This window comes from Streptomyces sp. HB132 (assembly GCF_016909575.1).
GTDB lineage: Bacteria > Actinomycetota > Actinomycetes > Streptomycetales > Streptomycetaceae > Streptomyces.
This window is the reverse complement of sequence record NZ_JAFBGA010000007.1, coordinates 20,353-38,464: the sequence shown is the minus strand read 5'-3', so window position 1 is coordinate 38,464 and position 18,112 is coordinate 20,353. Positions and strand designations below refer to the sequence as shown.

Genomic DNA, 18,112 nt, shown 5'->3' with positions numbered 1-18,112 from the left:
CGGAGTCGTGTGGGCCGGTCATGAGCGCCGCCCCCTGCGGTCACGGCGGCGGGCCAGCGCCGCCGTGTCCCGGGAGCGCCGGGGCCGGGGGGCGGAGGGCTCGGCGGGGCGGCCGGTGTCGGCGGCATGGGCGGCCATCGCCCGTACGGTCGGATGGCCGAACATGTCGAGGCGGGTGACCGGGAGGCCGAGGCGCTCGCGCAGGGTCGCCACCACGGACGTCAGGCGCAGCGAATCGCCGCCGACGTCGAAGAAGTTGTCCTCGGCGCCGACCCACTCCAGGCCGAGCGCCTGGCACCAGACCTCGGCGATGCGCCGCTCCAGGTCGGTGCGGACGGCCGCCGAGCCGCCGGCGACACGGACGACGTCCGGCTTCGGCAGGGCCTTGCGGTCGACCTTGCCGTTCGGGGTGAGCGGCAGCCGGGACAGGACGACGAGGGCCGAGGGGACCATGTAGGCGGGCAGGCGCTCGCCCAGGGTGGAGCGCAGCGCGGCGGTGTCCGGCGAGCCCGCCGGACCGACCAGGTAGCCGGCCAGGCGGCGTTCGCCGGGCCGGTCCTCGCGGACGACGGCGACGGCGGCGGTGACGCCGGGCAGCCGGCGCAGGGCGGTCTCCACCTCGCCGAGCTCGATGCGGTAGCCGTTGAGTTTGAACTGGCCGTCGATCCGCTCCAGGTACTCCAGGCGGCCGTCGGGCAGGTGCCGTACCAGGTCGCCGGTGCGGTAGGCGCGGCCGGTGCCGCCGCCGGGAGCGGCGACGAAACGTTCGGCGGTCAGCTCGGGCCGGCCGAGGTAGCCGTCGGCGACGCCGTCGCCCGACAGGTACAGCTCGCCGGGGATGCCGGGCGGCACCGGTGTCCCGCGCTCGTCGAGGACGTGGCAGCGGGTGTTGCCGATGGGCCGGCCGATGGTGGCCGCCCCGCCGGGCAGCACCCGGTCCACGGTGGACCAGATGGTGGTCTCGGTCGGGCCGTACATGTTGTACAACGCGCCGACGCGGGGCGCGAGTCGGCCGGCCAGCTCGGGGGGCAGCGGTTCGCCGCCGCACAGCGCGCGCAGCGCCGGATCGCCGGTCCAGCCGGCGGCGAGCAGCATCTGCCAGGTGGTCGGGGTGGCTTGCAGGACCGTGGGCGCCGAACGTTCCACGCGCTCGCGCAGGGCTACACCGTCGGCGGCCTCCGCGGCGGAGAGGATCTCCACGGTGCCGCCCCGCACCAGCGGCAGGTACAGCTCCAGGACCGCGATGTCGAAGCACACGGTGGTCAGCGCGAGCAGCGAGTCCTGGGAGCCGAAACCCGGCCTGCGGGCCATCGTCCACAGGAAGTTGACCAGCGCCCGGTGACCGACCTGGACGCCCTTGGGCAGGCCGGTGGAGCCGGAGGTGTAGATCACGTAGGCGGGCGTGTCCGGGTCGGACCGGTCGAGCGGGGCAGCCGGCGGCCCGGCGGCGAGCGCGATGGCAGCCGGAACCGGGGTGACCGGGAACTCCGCCAGGGTGCCGCCCAGCGTCTCGTCGGTGACGACCAGCCGGGTGCCGGAGTCCTGGAGCATGTGGCCGATCCGGGCGGGCGGGTAGATCGGGTCGATCGGCACGTAGGCGGCGCCGGTGCGCAGGACGGCGAGGAGGCTGATCAGCAGTTCGGGCGAGCGCTCCAGGTAGACGCCGACGAGTGTGCCGGGGCCCGCGCCGAGACCGGCGAGGTGCCGGGCCAGCCGGTCGGCGGCCTCGTCGAGTTCGCCGTGGCTGAGGGCGCGGTCCTGGAAGCGGACGGCGACGGCGTCCGGTGCGGCGCAGGCGATGTCGGTGACCAGCCGGGTCACGGTCTCCTCGCGCGGGTACTCCTCGTCGGTGTCGTTCCACCGGCCGAGCAGCAGCTCCCGCTCCTCGGGTGCGAGCAGGTCGGCGGTGCCGAGCGGGCGGTGTGGGTCGGCGGCGAGGGTGTCGAGGAAGGCGGCGAAGTGCCCGGCGAGCCAGCGCTCGTGGTCCGCGGTGAGTCCGGCGCCCACGTGGAAGCCGACGGTTCCGTCGGCTTCGATGCGGACGGTCAGCGGCCGGTCGCCCTGTTCGGCCGCGCCGCCGGGCAGTACGACGGCGACGGGCAGCCCGGTGCGGGCGGCGCCGGTCAGGCCCGGGTGCCGCAGGGGCACGTCACGCCGGTACGGCGTGCGATCCGGAAGTTCGTCGAGTGCGGTGCCGATCAGCTCGGTCAGGCCGGACAGGGTCAGGTCGAGCAGCCCCTCCGGGACGTGCAGGGGCACATCGGGCGCCAGGATGCGGGAGGCAGCCGGGGAGTCCGCCCTCGGGGCGGACACGGCGACGTGTCGCTCGTCGCCCCGGGTGAGTCGGGCGAGGAAGGCCAGGGCGGCCGCGAGAGCCTGGCGCTCGGGATCCGTTCCCCGCTCGCGCAGGGCCTCGGGCAGCGTGACCGGGCCCGCCGGGCGGGCCACCGGGTTCAGCGGACCGAACCTCGGCGGGAGCACCGGCCGCAGCGACCGCAGGGTGCGCAGCCAGCGGCGCTCCTGGCGGTGGGCGGCGCGGGCGGCCTCCGCGAGCTCGGTGACGGCAGCGTCGGGCAGGTGCGGGAAGCGTGCGCCGATTTCCCGGGCCAGGGCCAGGAGGTCGAGGCGCTCCCCGGACAGGGCGGCGACGTCGGTCAGGCGGACGTCCCGGTCACCGGTGGCCACGGTGAGGGCGTCGGGGGCGGCGTCGACGACGGTGCCGGGCTCGGCGGTGGAGGCACGCTCGGTGACCTCCACGCCGCGGACGGCCAGCAGGTCGTCGCCGCAGGCGAGCAGCGCCGTGCCGAAGTCGTTGCGGCGGCGCCCGAACGCGGTGGCACGCACCAGTGCGTCCAGTTCGGCGGCGGGCAGGTGCCAGTCGAACACACCACCCCTGGGCAGGCCGTCGTAGCGGCCGTGGTACGTGCGCAGGCCCAGGTCCTGCGGTGTGCGGGTGGCCGTGCCGGCGGCCAGTTCGTCGACGAGTTCGGCGAAGGACTCGACGCCCGCCTCGAAGCAGGCGACATCGAGGTCGTGCACCGTGGCCGCCGGGTCGACGGGCACCGTGCGCTGCTTGAGCACGTCGCCGGTGTCGGCCTCCACGTTCATCACGTGCCAGGTGACACCGTGCTGCTTGTCGCCGTCGAGGATGGCCCAGCTGGTGACGAACAGACCCGCGTGCCTGGGCAGCGGACCGTCGTGGAAGTTGACGGGCAGCCGGGTGGGCAGGGCGAGCACTTCCGCCGGGAGCATCCGGAGGTTGGCGATGCTGAACAGGTAGTCGAAGCGCAGCGGGGCCAGGCGTTCGACGAGGTCCGCGCCGAAGGGTACGGCGGTCAGGTCCTCCCCCTCGGCCCAGTCGAGCAGTTCGGCGGAGGGGGAGACCACAGCGGCCACCGTGTGTCCGCGGGCCACGAGCAGCCTCGTGCACTCGACGAGGAGGGTCTCCTCGCCGATCACGACGCAACTGAACGGCTCGGCAGTCATCGTCGGTCTCCTTCGGACTCTCCGCGCTGGGAGAGCAGTTCGGCCAGCAGCTCGTCGACGGCTTCGTCGGACAGGCCCGCGACCAGACGCTCGGCACCGTCGGCCGGGGCCGGTCCGGGCGCTGCGGGGGTGGTGGCGGGGACATCGGGGATTTCGGGGCTGTGCGCTGCGGCGCCGAAGTGCACAGCCAGCTGTCGGATGGTGATCCGCTCGAACAGCAGGCTCGCCGGCTGGGGCCCGTAGACCGCCTCCAGGGCGCGGGTCACCTCCAGGACGACCAGCGAGTCCACACCGTAGTTCTCGAAGGTGAGGTCGGGGTCGAGCCGGCCGGGTGGCATCTCCAGGACGCGGGCGAAGACGTCCGTCACCTGGCGCAGGGTGTCGTCCGGGGAGACAGGTGAGGGCGGGGCGACAGGGGCGGCCGGGGCCACGCGGGAAGCGGGCGCGGGCACCGGGGCCCGCTTCCGCCCGGCTGCCGGGGCCCGCCCCTCGCCGGGCACCACGCCGTCGCTCACGGCGGCGATGACGCTTTGGAAGGCCGGTCCGGCCTCCGTCGTCGGGGCGGCCGCGCTGATGTCCGTGAAGCCGCACGCGGCCAGCGCGTCCCGCCACTGGCGCTCGCCGGCCAGCGGGGAACGGGGCATGCGCTGCTCCGGGTCCGAGAACAGCCACCAGCCGGCCGTCAGGCCGAAGACGAGCGCCAGCTGGTGCCGCGCCCGGGTGCCCTCCACCAGGAGCAGGGCGCCGCCTCGCCCCAGCAGCCGCTTGGTCCAGGTCAGTGTGTCGGACAGCCGCCGGGTGGCGTGCAGGACGTTGGTGGCGAGTACCACGTCGTGGGCGCCGGGTGCCAGGCCCTGACCGGCAGGGTCGGCTTCGATGTCCAGCACCTCGAAGCGCGTGAAGGGGTACTGCTCGCCGAAGCGGTTCCTGGCCTTCCGGACGAAGGCCGGTGAGACGTCGGTGAAGACGTACTCGATCCCGTCGGCGTGGGGGGCGAGGGCGGCGAGCACGGTCGCCGTGGTGCCGCCCGTACCGGCGCCGATCTCCAGGATCCGCACCGGCGTGGCGGGGTCGGCGGCCCGGCGTGCCTCGACCTGTTCGGCCACGAGCCGCGCCACCTCCCTGTTGCAGCGGTCCGTGACCGGGTCGCCCCGGTAGACGGCGGCCACGCGCTCGGCGGACCCGTCGGGGAAGAGGACCTCGATGGCGGGGCGCCGGCCGGTGAGAACCTCGGGCAGCGCGGTCAGGCAGTCACCGAGGAGCGTGACGACCGGCGCGAGGGACGGGTGCCGTTCCGTCAACACCGCGAACCGTGCTTTGAGTTCGTCCACGGGCGCGGCCTCGCGGCCCGTCGGGCGCAGGCGCCCGCCGTCCGTGACGGTCAGCCAGTCCGCCTCGGCCAGCATCTCCAACTGCGCCTGGAACAGCGAGGCGTGTTCGGACACCACGCCCAGGCGGGCGGCGAGTTCCTCGCCGGAAGCCTCGCCCGCGCCGAACAGGCCCGCCCGGTCGAGGACCGATGCCAGCAGGCTCAGCGCCAGCTCCTCCGCCTCGGCGACCGCACGCTGGTGGTCGGCCAGTTCGAGGTCGGCGCCGGGCGCCCCCGGGAAGCGGACCTCTGGCAGCAGATCCGGCGCCCCGCCCGGCAGCACGCTCAGGGTGCGGTCGGGGTCGATGCCGAGGTTGTCCAGGATGGGCTGGTCGGCGTCCAGGGCGAACACCTGGGGCAGTCCGGCCGCGAGGGTCCGCTCGACGACGGTCATGCCCTGCTCGGCACTCAGCGCCCGAATGCCGGCGGCGCCGAACCGGCGCAGTACCCGCTCCCGCTCCGGGTCGCCGCCCGCGTGCCAGTAGCCGAGGTTGAGGACCCGCACCGGGAAGGGCAGGGTGCGGGCGGCGTGCAGGGCACAGGCGTCGGCGAAGGTGCAGCCGGCGGCGTAGCCGGCCTGGCCGTGGTTGCCCTCGAAGGCCACGCCGGACGAGTAGAAGAGCGCGAAGTCCAGCGGCACCCCGCGCACCGCGTGCAGCAGACTCCAGGTGGGGTCGGTCTTGGACTCCAGGGCGGTCCGCAGCCCGTCCTCCGGCAGCTCCTTCAGCACCTGGTTGACCAGCACCATGGCGGCGTTGATCACCCCGTGGAGGGCACCGAACTCCCGGACGGCGGTTTCGACGGCGTCATGCAGCGCGTCCGGATCGGTCGCGTCGAGGGCGAGGTAGCGGACCTCGGCGCCCGCCTTCTCCAGCTCCGCGACGGTCTGCCGCCGGGTCGCGTCGAGCGGGGAGCGGCCGACCAGGACCAGCTTCGCTCCGTAGGCGCGGGCCAGGTACCGGCAGGTGTCCCGGCCCACGGCGCCGAGTCCGCCGACGACCAGGTAGACACCGCCGCGGCGGAACCGGGGTGCGGCGGCGGGCAGTTCGACCCGCTCGAGGGTGCGCACCCGGCGGACGCCCGCGCGCAGCGACACCGGCACCGGCCGGGCCGGGAACGGCTCGGCCACGATCGCGTCGGCCGCCTGGGCGGCCTCCGCGGTGCGTACGTCGACGAGCGCCACGCGCAGCGCGGGGAACTCCTTGGCCGCGACGGCGGCCAGGCCGGCGGTCCCGGCGGCCCACGGCGAGGAGGTGTCGCCCGCCTCGAGCGGGTGGACGTCCGTGGTGACGACCTTCAGGCGTATCTCCCGTTCCAGCAGGCCGTGCCGGGCCAGCGCCCGCACCAGGCGGTACAGGGCGACCGGCCCCCGGTCGGTGAGGGCGTGCAGCTCGGCGCGGCCGACGGGCTCGCGGCCGGGGGCTGTGGCGAGGAAGTAGACCAGGTCAGGTGCGCCGGCCCCGTCCAGGACGCGGTCGAGTTCGGCGTCCGCGAGGCCGCCGGGACCGACCGGAAGCCGGTGTACGTCGGCGCCGTGATGGGCGTCGGCGATGCGGGCGGCGGGCTCGGCGTCCAGCCGCTCCCCGACCAGCAGTACCCGGTGGGCGGCCGGGGCGCGCTCCTCGGCGGGCCGGGCGGTCCATACCGGCCGGTGCACGACCACCGTGGACGGCTTGGCCTCGCGGTAGGTCAGGCCCTCGAACCGGACCCGTACCGCGCCTGTGTCGTCGCAGAGGAGCACCTCGCAGCGGTCGGTTCCGGTCTCCCGGACGTAGGACCAGCCGGTCGTGGGGACGGCGCCGAACACCTCGACACGGTCGGCCGCGAACGGCAGCATCGGCCGGGCGTCCTCACCCCGGCGGCGGACCAGCAGGGCGGCGACGGTGTGCAGGGCGGCGTCCAGGACGCCCGGGTGCAGGGCGTGCGCCAGGTCGTCGCCGGCGGACTCGCCGATCCTGCCGAGCACCTCGTCCCGGCCGGTCCACACCTGCCGTACACGGCGGAAGAACGGACCGTACGGCAGTCCCTGCCCGGTCAGTGCCCGGTAGAAGGATTCCTCGCCCGGGCCCTCCTCCAGGCGGGCCCGCAGCTCGGTGACGTCGAGGGGAGCGGGTGCGGCCGGGGCGGCGGCGAGGCGGCCGCACGAGCGTACGGCGCCGTCGGCGCCGCGGATCTCGTAGCGGTCGCCGTCCTGGACCACCGCCACGGTCTCCTCGGCCCCGCTCAGGGCCAGCGGGACGATCCAGCGGACGTCCAGGCAGGCCCGTCCGGCCAGTCCCCCGGTCGCCTCGGCGACCAGGTTCAGGTGGCCCACGCCGGGCAGGATGGGACACCCGTCGACGACGTGGTCGCGCAGCACCGGCTCTTCGGCGGCGAGCCGGCGCTCCCAGCGGCGCGGGCCCTGCTCGGTGGCGGGAGAGGGCGTGACGTCGAGCCAGTGGCGTACCCGCTCGAAGGGGTACGTCGGCAGGGGCACCCGGCGGCGCTCGGCGGGGCGCAGGCGGTGCAGCAGGTCCCAGTCGACGCTGACGCCCGAGACCCACAGCCGGCCGAGGAGGTCGTCGGCGCCGGACGCGATCTGTGTGGCGAGGAAGTCCTCCCCGCCGATGCCCTCGGTCAGCAGGCCGGCCAGTGGCGGGTGCTGCTCGACCCGGCCCCGGTGCAGCCACTGGCCGCTCTCGCCCCGGCCTGCGGCCGCGAGCTTGCCGGCCGCGTCCGCGAGGTCGGCGGCCAGGAACGCCAGCCGTGCGGCGAGGGGTTCGCGACCCACGCGCAGGGTGTGGGCGACGTCGGCCAGCCCCGGGGAACCCGGCTCGGCGAGGGCGCGGCCCAGATCGGCCGCGCGGGCGCGCAACCGGTCCTCGTCGCGGGCGGACAGCACGATCAGCTCTGCCTGCTCGGGCCCGGCAGCGGCCTGCCGGGGGGCCAGGTACTCCTCCACGACGACGTGTGCGTTGGTGCCGCCCGCCCCGAACGAGCTGACGGCGGCGCGGCGCGGCAGTGGGCGGCCGTCACCGTCGTACGCGCGCGGCCAGGGTGCCGTCTCGCGCTGCACGGTGAAGGGCGAGCTCTCGAAGTCGATGACCGGGTTGGGTTCCTCGGCGTGCAGCGTGGGCAACAGGACGCCGCGGCGCAGCTGCAGGACGGCCTTGGTGAGCCCGGCGATGCCGGCGGCTCCCTCCAGGTGGCCGATCACGGACTTCACCGAGCCGAGCGCGCAGAATCCCGTGTCGCTGGTGTGCCGGGCGAACGCCTGGGCCAGCGCGGTGTGCTCGATCGGGTCGCCCAGGGCGGTACCGGTGCCGTGCGCCTCGACACAGCCGATGGTGCGCGCGTCGATACCCGCGGCGTCGAGCGCCTGTTCCACCAGCGCCTGCTGCGCCTGCGGATTGGGCACGGTGTAGCCGCTCGTCCGGCCGCCGTGGTTCACGGCGCTGGCACGGATCACGGCATGCACGGTGTCACCGTCGCGGACCGCGTCCGACAGTCGCTTGAGCACCACCGCGCCGACCCCCTCGCCGGGTACGTACCCGGTGCCTCCCGCGCCGAAGGCCCGGCAGCGGCCGTCGTCGGACAGCATGGTCTTGCGGCTGAGGTGCACGTACTTGTCGGGGTGCACGGCGACGTTGACCCCGCCGGCGATGGCGTACGAGCACTCGCCGCGGCGGATGCTCTCGCATGCCTGGTGCACGGCGACGAGGGAGGCGGAGCAGGCGGTGTCGACCACGACGCTCGGGCCGCGGAAGTCGCCGAAGTAGGAGACCTGGTTGGCGATGGCGGAACGGTTGGCCAGTACGACCTGGTGGTTGCCGAGGGCCGATTGGGCGGCGGCGAGGATCGCGTAGTCGTCCCACATGACGCCGACGAACACGCCGACGTCGTGCCCCTGGCCGCCGTGGCGGGGCGCCGGTATCCGGGACGGCGGGTAGCCGGCGTCCTCCAGCGCCGACCAGGCCGTCTGCAGGAAGAGCCGCTCCTGCGGGTCCATCGTGCGGGCCTGCTTGGGCGCGATCTGGAAGAACAGCGAGTCGAAGGAGTCCACGTCCGACAGGAAGCCGCCCCACCGGCCGTAGCTGCGGCCCGGTGCGGCAGGGTCCGGGTCGAACAGGGCGTCGGCGTCCCAGCGGTCCGCGGGAACCTCGGTGACGCAGTCCCGGCCTTCCGCGAGGTTGCGCCAGAACTCGTCCAGGGTGTCCGCCTGGGGGTAGCGGCCGCTGATCCCGATGACGGCGATCGGCTCGTCGGCGTCCCGGCGGGCGGGCGGGGTGTGCGGGACCGGGGCGGACACCGACGCGGCAGCGGCGTCCTGCCGCGACGGCTGTTCCTCCTGCCGCGGCGTCCCGGTCTCCTCGGGGAACAGGCGGGTGACGGCGTCGCCCTGCTCGGCGAGGATGTGGCCGGCCAGTTCGTCGACCGTGCGGAACTCGAAGAACACGGTGCCGCGCAGGCCGGGGAAGTCCTTGCCCAGAAGCGAGTTGGACTCCATGACCAGCACCGAGTCCAGGCCGTAGTCGTCCAGTGGGACGCGGCTGTCGAGACGCCCGGCGGGCAGCTTGAGCACTCCTGCCAGGACCTCGCGCAGGTGCTCCACCAACCGGTCCCGGAGCCGGCCGGAAGGGGCGGCGACGGGTCCGGACGCCACGGGCCGGGACAGGGCGGGCTTACCCGTCAGGGCGGCGTCGAGGGCCGCCGGGTCGCCCCAGGCGGGCACGAGCCACGAGGAGCCGGGGGCGAAGGAGCGGGCGAGCAGGTCGAGACCCGCTCGTGCGGTCAGCGCCCGCATCCCGCTGCGGCGGGTGTACGCGGCCAGTTCCTCCTCGCGCACCAGCCCGTCGACCCCGCCCACCGCCCAGAGCGGCCAGGCCAGGGAGAGACTGCGGCCGTGCCCCTCGCCGCGTCGCGTCCGGTGGTCGCGGAGCACCGTGTAGAGGTCGGCGAAGCGGTTGCCGGTGGCGTAGCCGGCCGCTCCGAAGTCACCGATGAGGGAGGAGACGGAGGAGAAGACCACGAAGAGGTCCAGGGGGTCCTCGCGGGTCAGCCGGTCCAGGTGGACCAGGCCGTGGGTCTTGGCGCCGAGCAGCCGGGCGAAGCGCTCCCGGTCGCCGTCGGCGTGGCCCTCGTCGGCGACGCCCGCGAGGTGGAACACGCCGTGCGGGGCGCCGAACCGGTTCCGGGCGGCGGCCAGCGCCGCGCCGAGTTCGTCGGCCCGGGCCACGTCGGCGCGCAGTGCGAGCACCTCGGCGCCGTGGCCGGTCAGCGTGCGGTGCCAGGCACGAGTCCGCTCGTCGGGCTCGGAACGGCCGATCAGCACCAGCTTGGCGGCGTGGTCGCGGGCGAGATGCTCGGCGAGGACACGGCCGATGGCACCGGCGCCGCCGGTCACGACGTACACGCCCCCCTCCCGCAGGGGCACGTCGGCCGGGGCGGCCGGGGCGGCGAGTGTGCGCAGGGCACGGGCCTGCCGCTCACCGGAGGCCGTACGGCGGACCTCGAGGCCCGCGGCGCGGGGCGCGGCACGCAGTTCCACCACCGCGGCCCGGGCGACCTCGGTGACCGGCGCCGCGCTGTCGACGCCGAGGGTGAGCAGTTCCAGGCGGGGTGCGACCGGCCCCGTGGAACGGGCGAACCCGGCCAGAGCCGCCCACTCGGGCCGGTCCTCACCGGCATCCTGCGTGTGCAGCACCAGGCACCGCACCCGGCCTGGCAGCACGCCGGTGCGGGCCGCGTCGAGCACGTCCAGGACGGGGGCGCAGGCGCGGTCGAGCCGGTCGGCGGGCGAGCCGCCGTCCGCCCCGTCGAGAACGACGGCGATGTCGAGCCCGTCCTCGTCAGCGAGGGAGGCGAGTCTGCCGGTGTCGTCGCCGACGGCGACGACGCGCCGCCACACACCGGTCGCCGCCAGCGCGGACTCCAGTTCCGGACGGCGGCCGAGCAGGACGAGGGTCCCGGCGGCGTCCGCCGGTTCGGGTTCGGCGGCGGTGTGCCAGTACGGCTCGTAGAGGCGGGGTCCGCCGGAGGCGCGGTCGGGCTCGGACGGTGCGGTGGGCGTACGGTCGGCGAGCGATGCCTGAGCGTCGGCCGCGGGACCCACGGGCGCCACCGGGGCGTCGGCCGCAGGACTCACAGCGGCCCCCTGGCTGCCGGGCAGACGGCCCGCGAAGTCCCGTACGGAGACGAGCACACGGCCCTGGTCGTCGTAGACGCGCAGGTCGAAGCGCCGCACCCCCGCCGACTCGCCGGACAGCCGGGCGTGAGCGTGGCAGACCTCGGGCAGCGCGGCGAAGGAGTCCAGGGCTCCGAGACTGAAGGGGACGGCGAGTTCGCCGGGGCGCGGCGCGGTGGTCCGGCCGGTCCAGTGGCAGGCCCGCAGGGCGCCGTCGAGGAGCGCCGGGGGCAGTTCGGTGCCCGGCGCGGTACCGGCCCCGGCCAGCCTGACCAGCGCCTCGCCGGGGCCGACCCGGATCTCGTCGATGACCTGGAAGGAGGGGCCGTACGCGAATCCGGCGGCCGCGTACTCGGTGTACGCGGTGGGGCCGTCGCGTACGACGGAGAGACGGGCACGCAGCGCGGCCAGGTCCTCGGCGGCCTCGGGGGCGGCGGGGGCCGGAACCGCCCTGCCGCGGGCATGGGTGGTGCGGCCGGCACCGGTCCCACTGTACACCTCGAAGGCCAGCCCTGTCCCGTCCGGGCGGAAGGAGACGTACAGCTCCGTCTCCCCGTCGCCGAGTTCGACGGCTCGGCCCCACACGACCTCGCGCAGGGAGTGCCGGGTGCCCGGCTCGGCGAGCGCGGTGGCGGCGCGGACGAACTCCAGCGTCGCCGCGCCCGCGAGCAGCGGCCGGCCCTCGATCACGTGGTCGCGGAGCAGCGGGTCGTGTGCGCGCAGCGTCTTGCGGAAACGGACCTCCGTGACGGTGGACTCGTTGGCGTCGACCAGCGGATGCGGGGCCGCCGGGCCCGGGTCGGGGTCGAGCGGGATCCAGTAGCGCTCCGCGGCGAACGGGTACCGCGGGGCGGACACCCGGCGCGGGGCGGGCCCCGGCCGGCCGGCGTGCCAGGCCGCCCAGTCCACGTCGGCGCCGCCCAGCCAGCGGCCGGCCGGCCCGGCCAGCGGGCCCGTGTCCGCGAGGTCGGGGGCCGGGCCGCCGTCGGCGAACCGGCTGAGCGTGTCGGCGAGTTCGCCACCGTCGGTGACGACCACCGCGAACCGGGCGTCGAAGGACTCGCGGCCCACCTGCATGGTGAAGCACAGGTCGGCGAGCGGCACGCGCTCGGTCCTGACGAAGCGGGCGGCCGACTCGGCGTAGGCGCGCAGCCGGTCCTCGTCGCGGGCGGAGAGCAGGAACAGCACGGGTTCGCCGGTGCACTGCTCGCCCGCCGGTACATCGGTGACCAGGTCGGGATTCGGGGACTCCTCCAGGACGAGGTGCGCGTTGGCACCGCCCGCGCCGAAGGAGCTGAGGCCGGCCCGGCGCGGCCGGTCGGCGTCGGGCCATGCGGACAGCTCGCGCTGGACGCGGAACGGGGAACGCTCGAAGTCGATGTTGGGGTTCAGCTCTGCCGAGTGCAGCGAGGGCACGAGGGTGCGGTGCCGGAACTGCAGCAGCACCTTGGTGAGTCCGGCGATGCCGGCCGCTGACTCCAGGTGCCCGATGTTGGACTTGACCGAGCCGATCGCCCAGGGGCCCTGCGCGGCCCCGGCGGACCGGTAGCCGTGGGTGAGGCCGGTCAGCTCGATCGGATCGCCCAGGGCGGTGCCGGTGCCGTGCGCCTCGACGTAGCCGATGTCCTGCGGGGTCACGCCGGCCCGCTCCATGGCGGTGGTGATCGCCGCCTGCTGGGCGCGCGGACTGGGCACGCTGTACCCGTTGGTCCGGGCGCCGTGGTTGACGGCGCTGCCGAGGATCAGGCCGTGGATGCGGTCCCCGTCGGCCAGCGCCCTGCGGTAGGGCTTGAGCAGGACGGCGCCGACGCCCTCACCGGGCACGTAGCCGTCGCCGCCCGCGCCGAAGGCCCGGCAGCGGCCGTCGGAGGCGAGGAAGCGGCCCTGGCTGAGGAAGGCGAACTTGTACGGGTGGACGGAGACGTTGACTCCCCCGGCGATGGCCAGTTCGCTCTCGCCCCGGCGCAGGCTCTCGCAGGCCAGGTGGATCGCGGTGAGCGAGGAGGAGCACATGGTGTCCAGCGCCATGCTCGGACCGGACAGGTCCAGGGCGTGACTGACGCGGTTGGCGATGGTGGCGAAGGACGAGCCGGTGAGCGGCCCCCCGCCGCGCAGCGCGTCCAGAGCGCCGTGGAACTGGTACTCGCCGTACATCACGCCGGCGTACACCCCGACGGGCCGGCCGGCCACGTCGGAGCGGCGGTAGCCGGCGTCCTCCAGGACGTGCCAGGCGTTCTGCAGGAAGAGGCGCTCCTGGGGGTCCATCAGTTCGGCCTGGCGCGGGGAGATGCCGAAGAAGAGCGGATCGAAGCGGTCGACGTCGCGGAGGAATCCGCCCCATCGGGTATGGGCGAGGCCGGGGGCCGCCGGGTCCGGGTCGTACCAGCGGCGGCTGTCCCAGCGTTCCGCGGGGATCTCGGTGATGGCGTCGCGGCCCTCGGCCAGGACGGTCCAGAGCTCGCCGAGGTCGTCGGCGGCCGGGTAGCGGCCGGCCAGGCCGATGACGGCGATGGCCTCGGTGTCGTCCTCGGCGGGTCCGGCGACGTCGGCTCGTGCGGTACGGCGCGGGGCGCGCGGCGGGCGCGCGGCGGGGTCGTCCGTCGTGAGCGTGACCGGTGCGGCCGCCGGTGTGCCGCCGGTCAGTTCGGCCGCGTGGTGCTCGGCGAAGTAGCCGGCGAGTTCACCCAGGTCGGCGTATTCGAAGAAAAGGGTCTTGGACAGGGCGTCGAAGTGCCGGTCCAGCTCGCGGTTGAGCTTGGCGATCACCAGCGAGTCGATGCCCAGCCGGTCGAACGTGGCGTCCTCGGCCAGCTCGGTCGGTTCCAGACCGGTCTCGGCGGCGATCAGCTCGCGCAGCAGTCGTAGGGCCTCGTCGCGCGGGCCGCCGCCCTCGGTGGCCGCGGTGGGCGACGGGGCCGGGACGGACCGGACCGCCCGGGCGGCCGGCGCGGTGAGGGCGGTGGTGACGGTGCGGAGGTCTCCGTAGGCGGCGACGAGCGCGCCGGGGGTGCCGAGTGCCTGCTCGAACAGGGCGAGGCCGGCCTGTGTGGGCAGTACGCCGAAGCCGGTGCGGGCGGCGATCTCGGCGGCGGCCTCGGTGCTCTGGCGCATCCCGCCGTCGGCCCACATCGGCCAGGCGATCGCGGTCATCCGGCCGTGCCGTTCGGCGTAGGCCTCCAGGTAGGCGTTGGCGTACGCGTAGTCGGTCTGGCCGGGGTTGCCGATGTGGGCGGCGATGGAGGAGAAGGCGACGAAGAAGTCCAGCGGGTCGTCGGCGGTGGCCGTGTCCAGGGCTCGCAGTCCGGCGGCCTTGGGGGCGAGGACGGCGGCGAAGTCCTCGGCGGTCTTGGTCAGGGCGAAGCCGTCGCGCAGCACCCCGGCGGCGTGGACGACACCGTTGAGCGGCCCGAACTCCTCGCGGACCGAGTCGAGTCGGGCGGCCAGGGCGTCCGGGTCCGACACGTCGACGCTGCGGTAGACCAGGCGCTCGTCCAGGTCGGCGGGCCGCTCGCTGCGGCCCAGCAGGACCACGTGGGCGTCGGCCCGGGCGAGCAGCCGCCCGGCGACGGCGCGGCCCAGTCCGCCGGCACCGCCCGTCACGACGTACACGCCTCCGTCGCGGACGGCTGCCGGGTCGGCGGCCGGGGCCGGCTCGGCCTGCGGGATCCGGCGGCCCTGCGCGGTGTGGGCCACCTCGGGGTCACGGCCGTGGCCGGCCAGTTCACCGGCGAGCGCCTCTGCCTCGGCCACGTCCTCGGCGAGGCCGACGGCCTGCACTTCGAGCAGGGGGTTCTCCGCGCGGACGGTCCGGGCGAAGGCGGCGAGTGCGGCGCGTTCGGGGCGTGGGCCGTCGGTGTCGTGGCGGTGCAGCAGCAGGACGCGCACGGGTGCGGCGGGGCGGGCTGCGAGGAGCGTGCGGACGACGTGCAGCGCCTGCTCGGGGGCCGGTTCGTCGACGAGGACGACAGCCGGCTCGGTGGCCGGGTCGAGGTCGCGGGTGACCGTGCCGATGCCCAGGGCGGTGAGGTGGGCGGCGAGCTGTGCGCCACGCGCCGGGTCGGCGGTGACCACTGCTGCCGTGTCGCCGAGGGGTGTGCCGGTGGCCTCGGCGGGCGCGGCGGTCCAGCGGCGGGCCAGCAGGGCGGACTCACGGGGGCCGCCGAGGACGCGTACGGCGAGGTCGTGCAGGCGGGCCAGTACCTGTCCGTGGGTGTCCATGACGGTGAGGTCGGCGTGTGCGGTCCGCTTCCCCAGTCGGCCGACCACGACATGGACGTGGCAGGGCCCGGTGACGGGGGCGTGCACGCCGAGTTCGCCCAGGGCCAGCGGCAGGAAGCCGTCCGCCGTCTCGCCGTAGGCGCGGGCCAGCAGCACGACCAGGGCGTGCAGGGCGCCGTCCAGGAGGGCGGGGTTGAGCACGGCGCCGTCGAGCGAGGCACCATCGGGCAGCTCGAGGGTGCCGAGGGCCTCCCCGTCACCGAGCCTCACCTCCGTGAGGGCGCGCATGCGGGGGCCGTAGTCCAGGCCGCGAGCGTGCAGGATGTCGTAGCAGTCGGTGTGGGTGACCAGCTCGGCGCAGCGGGCGGCGACGGCGGTCGGATCGGCCGGCGCAGGGCGCTCGGCCTCTCCCGGGTGGATCTCGCCGGCCGCCACCACGCTTTCGTCGGCGGTGAGTTCGAATCCGACGGTGTCGCGCTCCCGCCACAGCTCGACCAGGGCGGTGCGCGGGCCGGCGGCGTAGGTGAGCAGTTGCTCGAACGAGACTCCGCGCAGCCGGACCGGTCCGCCGAGGGAGAGTTCGCCGGCTGCGCGGGCCAGTTCCAGCTGCCCGGCGGCGGGCAGGACGGGCTCGGCGTCGACACGGTGGTCGGCGAGGTAGAACTCGGTGCCGGTGCGGGAGCTGCGGTAGGCGAGGGTGTCCAGGGTCGAGACGTTCTCGTCCAGCATGGGGTGCGGGCCGGGGCCGGTGACACGGTCGGCGGGCGCACCGGTGTCCGGGCCGGTCAGCCAGCAGCGGCGGCCCTCGAAGGGGTACGTCGGCAGCGGGACGCGGCCACGCTCCTCGCCCTCGAACCATGCCGCCCAGTCCACGTCGGCCCCGGCCTGCCAGGCGCGGGCCACGCCGTCCCAGGGGCCGTCGGTCACACCGAGGGCGACACCGCGAACCTCGTCGTGGGCACCGCGCACCGGGATGCGTGCGCGGGCTGCCCGCTGTTCCGGGCTGCCGTCGGTCAGCGCGTCCCGGAGCCGCAGCGCCCCGGTCACGCAGGCGGCGGCCCGGGCGGCGAGCCCGTCGCCGTGCACCGCGACCGGGGTGAGGCCCTGGTCGAGCCACAGCTTGCCGAGCGCGTACTGCAGGGCGAACGCCTGTCCCCGCTCGCCCAGTCGGTCGGCACCCGCGGCGAGTGCGGCCTCGTGGTGCCCGGCGAAGGCGGGCTCGGCGGTGGCCCACCGGCCGGCCAGGCTCGCGGCGTCCGGGACGTCCTCGGCGAAGACGAAGGAGACCTCACCGGTCCCGGGCCGCTCGGGGACCGGAGCCGTGCGCAGCGCCCGGGCGAGGGCGGCGCGGTCGGAGCCGGTGACGGCGAGCCGGTACTCGTGGGCCCGGCGGCCCACGGCCAGCGTGTAGGCGATGTCGGCGAGCGCGGCCGTGTCGTCGCCGTCGAGGTGCGCGGCCAGGTTCTCGGCGGCCGTGGTCAGCGCGGTGGCGGTGCGGGCGGACACCACCAGCAACTGCCGGGCGCGGTGCGCGTCACCGGTGTCGGGGGCGGGCGGGGCTTCCTGGAGGACCGCGTGCGCGTTGGTGCCGCCGATACCGAAGGAGCTGACGCCCGCGCGCAGCGGGCCCTCACCCGACCAGGGGACGGTGCCGGTGTTCACCTTGAAGGGACCGGCCGCGAAGTCGATGGCCGGGTTGGGGGTGATGTGGTTGACGGTCGGCACCAGCGTCCGGTGCTTCATCATCAGCACCGTCTTGATCACGCCCGCCACACCGGCAGCCGCGTCCAGGTGGCCGATGTTGGACTTCACCGAGCCGATGGCGCAGTACCCGGTGTCGGGGCCGGAGTCGCGGAACGCCCGGGTGAGCGCCGAGACCTCGACCGGGTCGCCGAGGCGGGTGGCGGTGCCGTGCGCCTCGACGTATCCGATGCTGCGGGGGTCGACGCCGGAGACGGTGTGCGCCTCGCGGATGACGGCGGTCTGACCGGCGGCACCGGGCGCGGCGAAGCTCACCTTGGCGGAGCCGTCGTTGTTGGTGGCCGTGCCCTTGATGACGGCGTGAACGGTGTCCCGGTCCGCGATGGCGTCCCGCAGGAGTTTGAGGACCACGACACCGACGCCGTTGCCGAGGACGGTGCCGCTGGCGTCCGCGTCGAAGGTGCGCACGTGCCCGTCCCGGGACAGGATCGCGCCCTCTTCGTACAGGTACCCCTTGGCCTGCGGCAGTTTCACGGTGACACCGCCGGCCAGTGCCATGTCGCACTCACCGTTGATCAGGCCCTGGCAGGCCAGGTGGAGGGCCACGAGGGAGGTGGAACAGGCGGTCTGGACGGCGTAGCTGGGTCCTTTGAGGTCGAGTTTGTACGACAGGCGGGTGGCCAGGAAGTCCTTGTCGTTGCCGACCATCACCGCGAAGTGACCGGAGGTGGTGGTCTGGTCGACGTGGGGCAGGACCTGCTGCTGGAGGTAGGTGTTGATGGCCGCGCCGGCATAGACACTGATCAGCCCGTCGTGGCGGGCGGGGTCGTAGCCGGCGTGCTCCAGGGCGGCGTGGCCGGCCGTCAGCAGGATGCGGTGCTGCGGGTCGGTGATCGCGGCCTCGGCGGGGGTGAACTCGAAGTACCCGGTGTCGAACAGATCCGGGTCCGGGATGGTCCCGTGGGCGGGGACGTACTCCGGGTCGTCCAGCAGCCGGGTGGGCACCCCCGCTTCCGCCAGTTCCTCGCGGCTGAAGCGGGTGATGCCCTCGCGACCCTCGCTCAGCAGGCGCCAGAAGGAGTCCAGGTCGTCGGCGCCGGGGAAGCGCCCGGCCATGCCGATGATGGCGACGTCCGTGTCGGCGACCGCCGGAACCGGGTTGTTCACTGACCCAA

2 protein-coding genes are annotated in these 18,112 nt (G+C 75.1%); both read right to left on the bottom strand.

The window, feature by feature from the left end:
* Nucleotides 1-18 precede the first annotated feature (18 nt).
* Entirely contained in the window at nt 19-3,486 is a 3,468-nt protein-coding gene (locus JOC24_RS17280; protein ID WP_205021215.1) for an amino acid adenylation domain-containing protein, read from the bottom strand.
* Nucleotides 3,483-18,104, bottom strand: coding sequence for an SDR family NAD(P)-dependent oxidoreductase (locus JOC24_RS17275; protein ID WP_307792713.1), 14,622 nt, complete (start codon nt 18,102-18,104; stop codon nt 3,483-3,485). Before JOC24_RS17275 ends, JOC24_RS17280 begins: the two co-directional genes overlap by 4 nt.
* Nucleotides 18,105-18,112: the final 8 nt, after the last annotated feature.

What these genes read in the sequence shown, in the direction of transcription:
- JOC24_RS17280 (WP_205021215.1), bottom strand. Translation starts at nt 3,486, where the DNA reads ATGACTGCCGAGCCGTTCAGTTGCGTCGTGATCGGCGAGGAGACCCTC.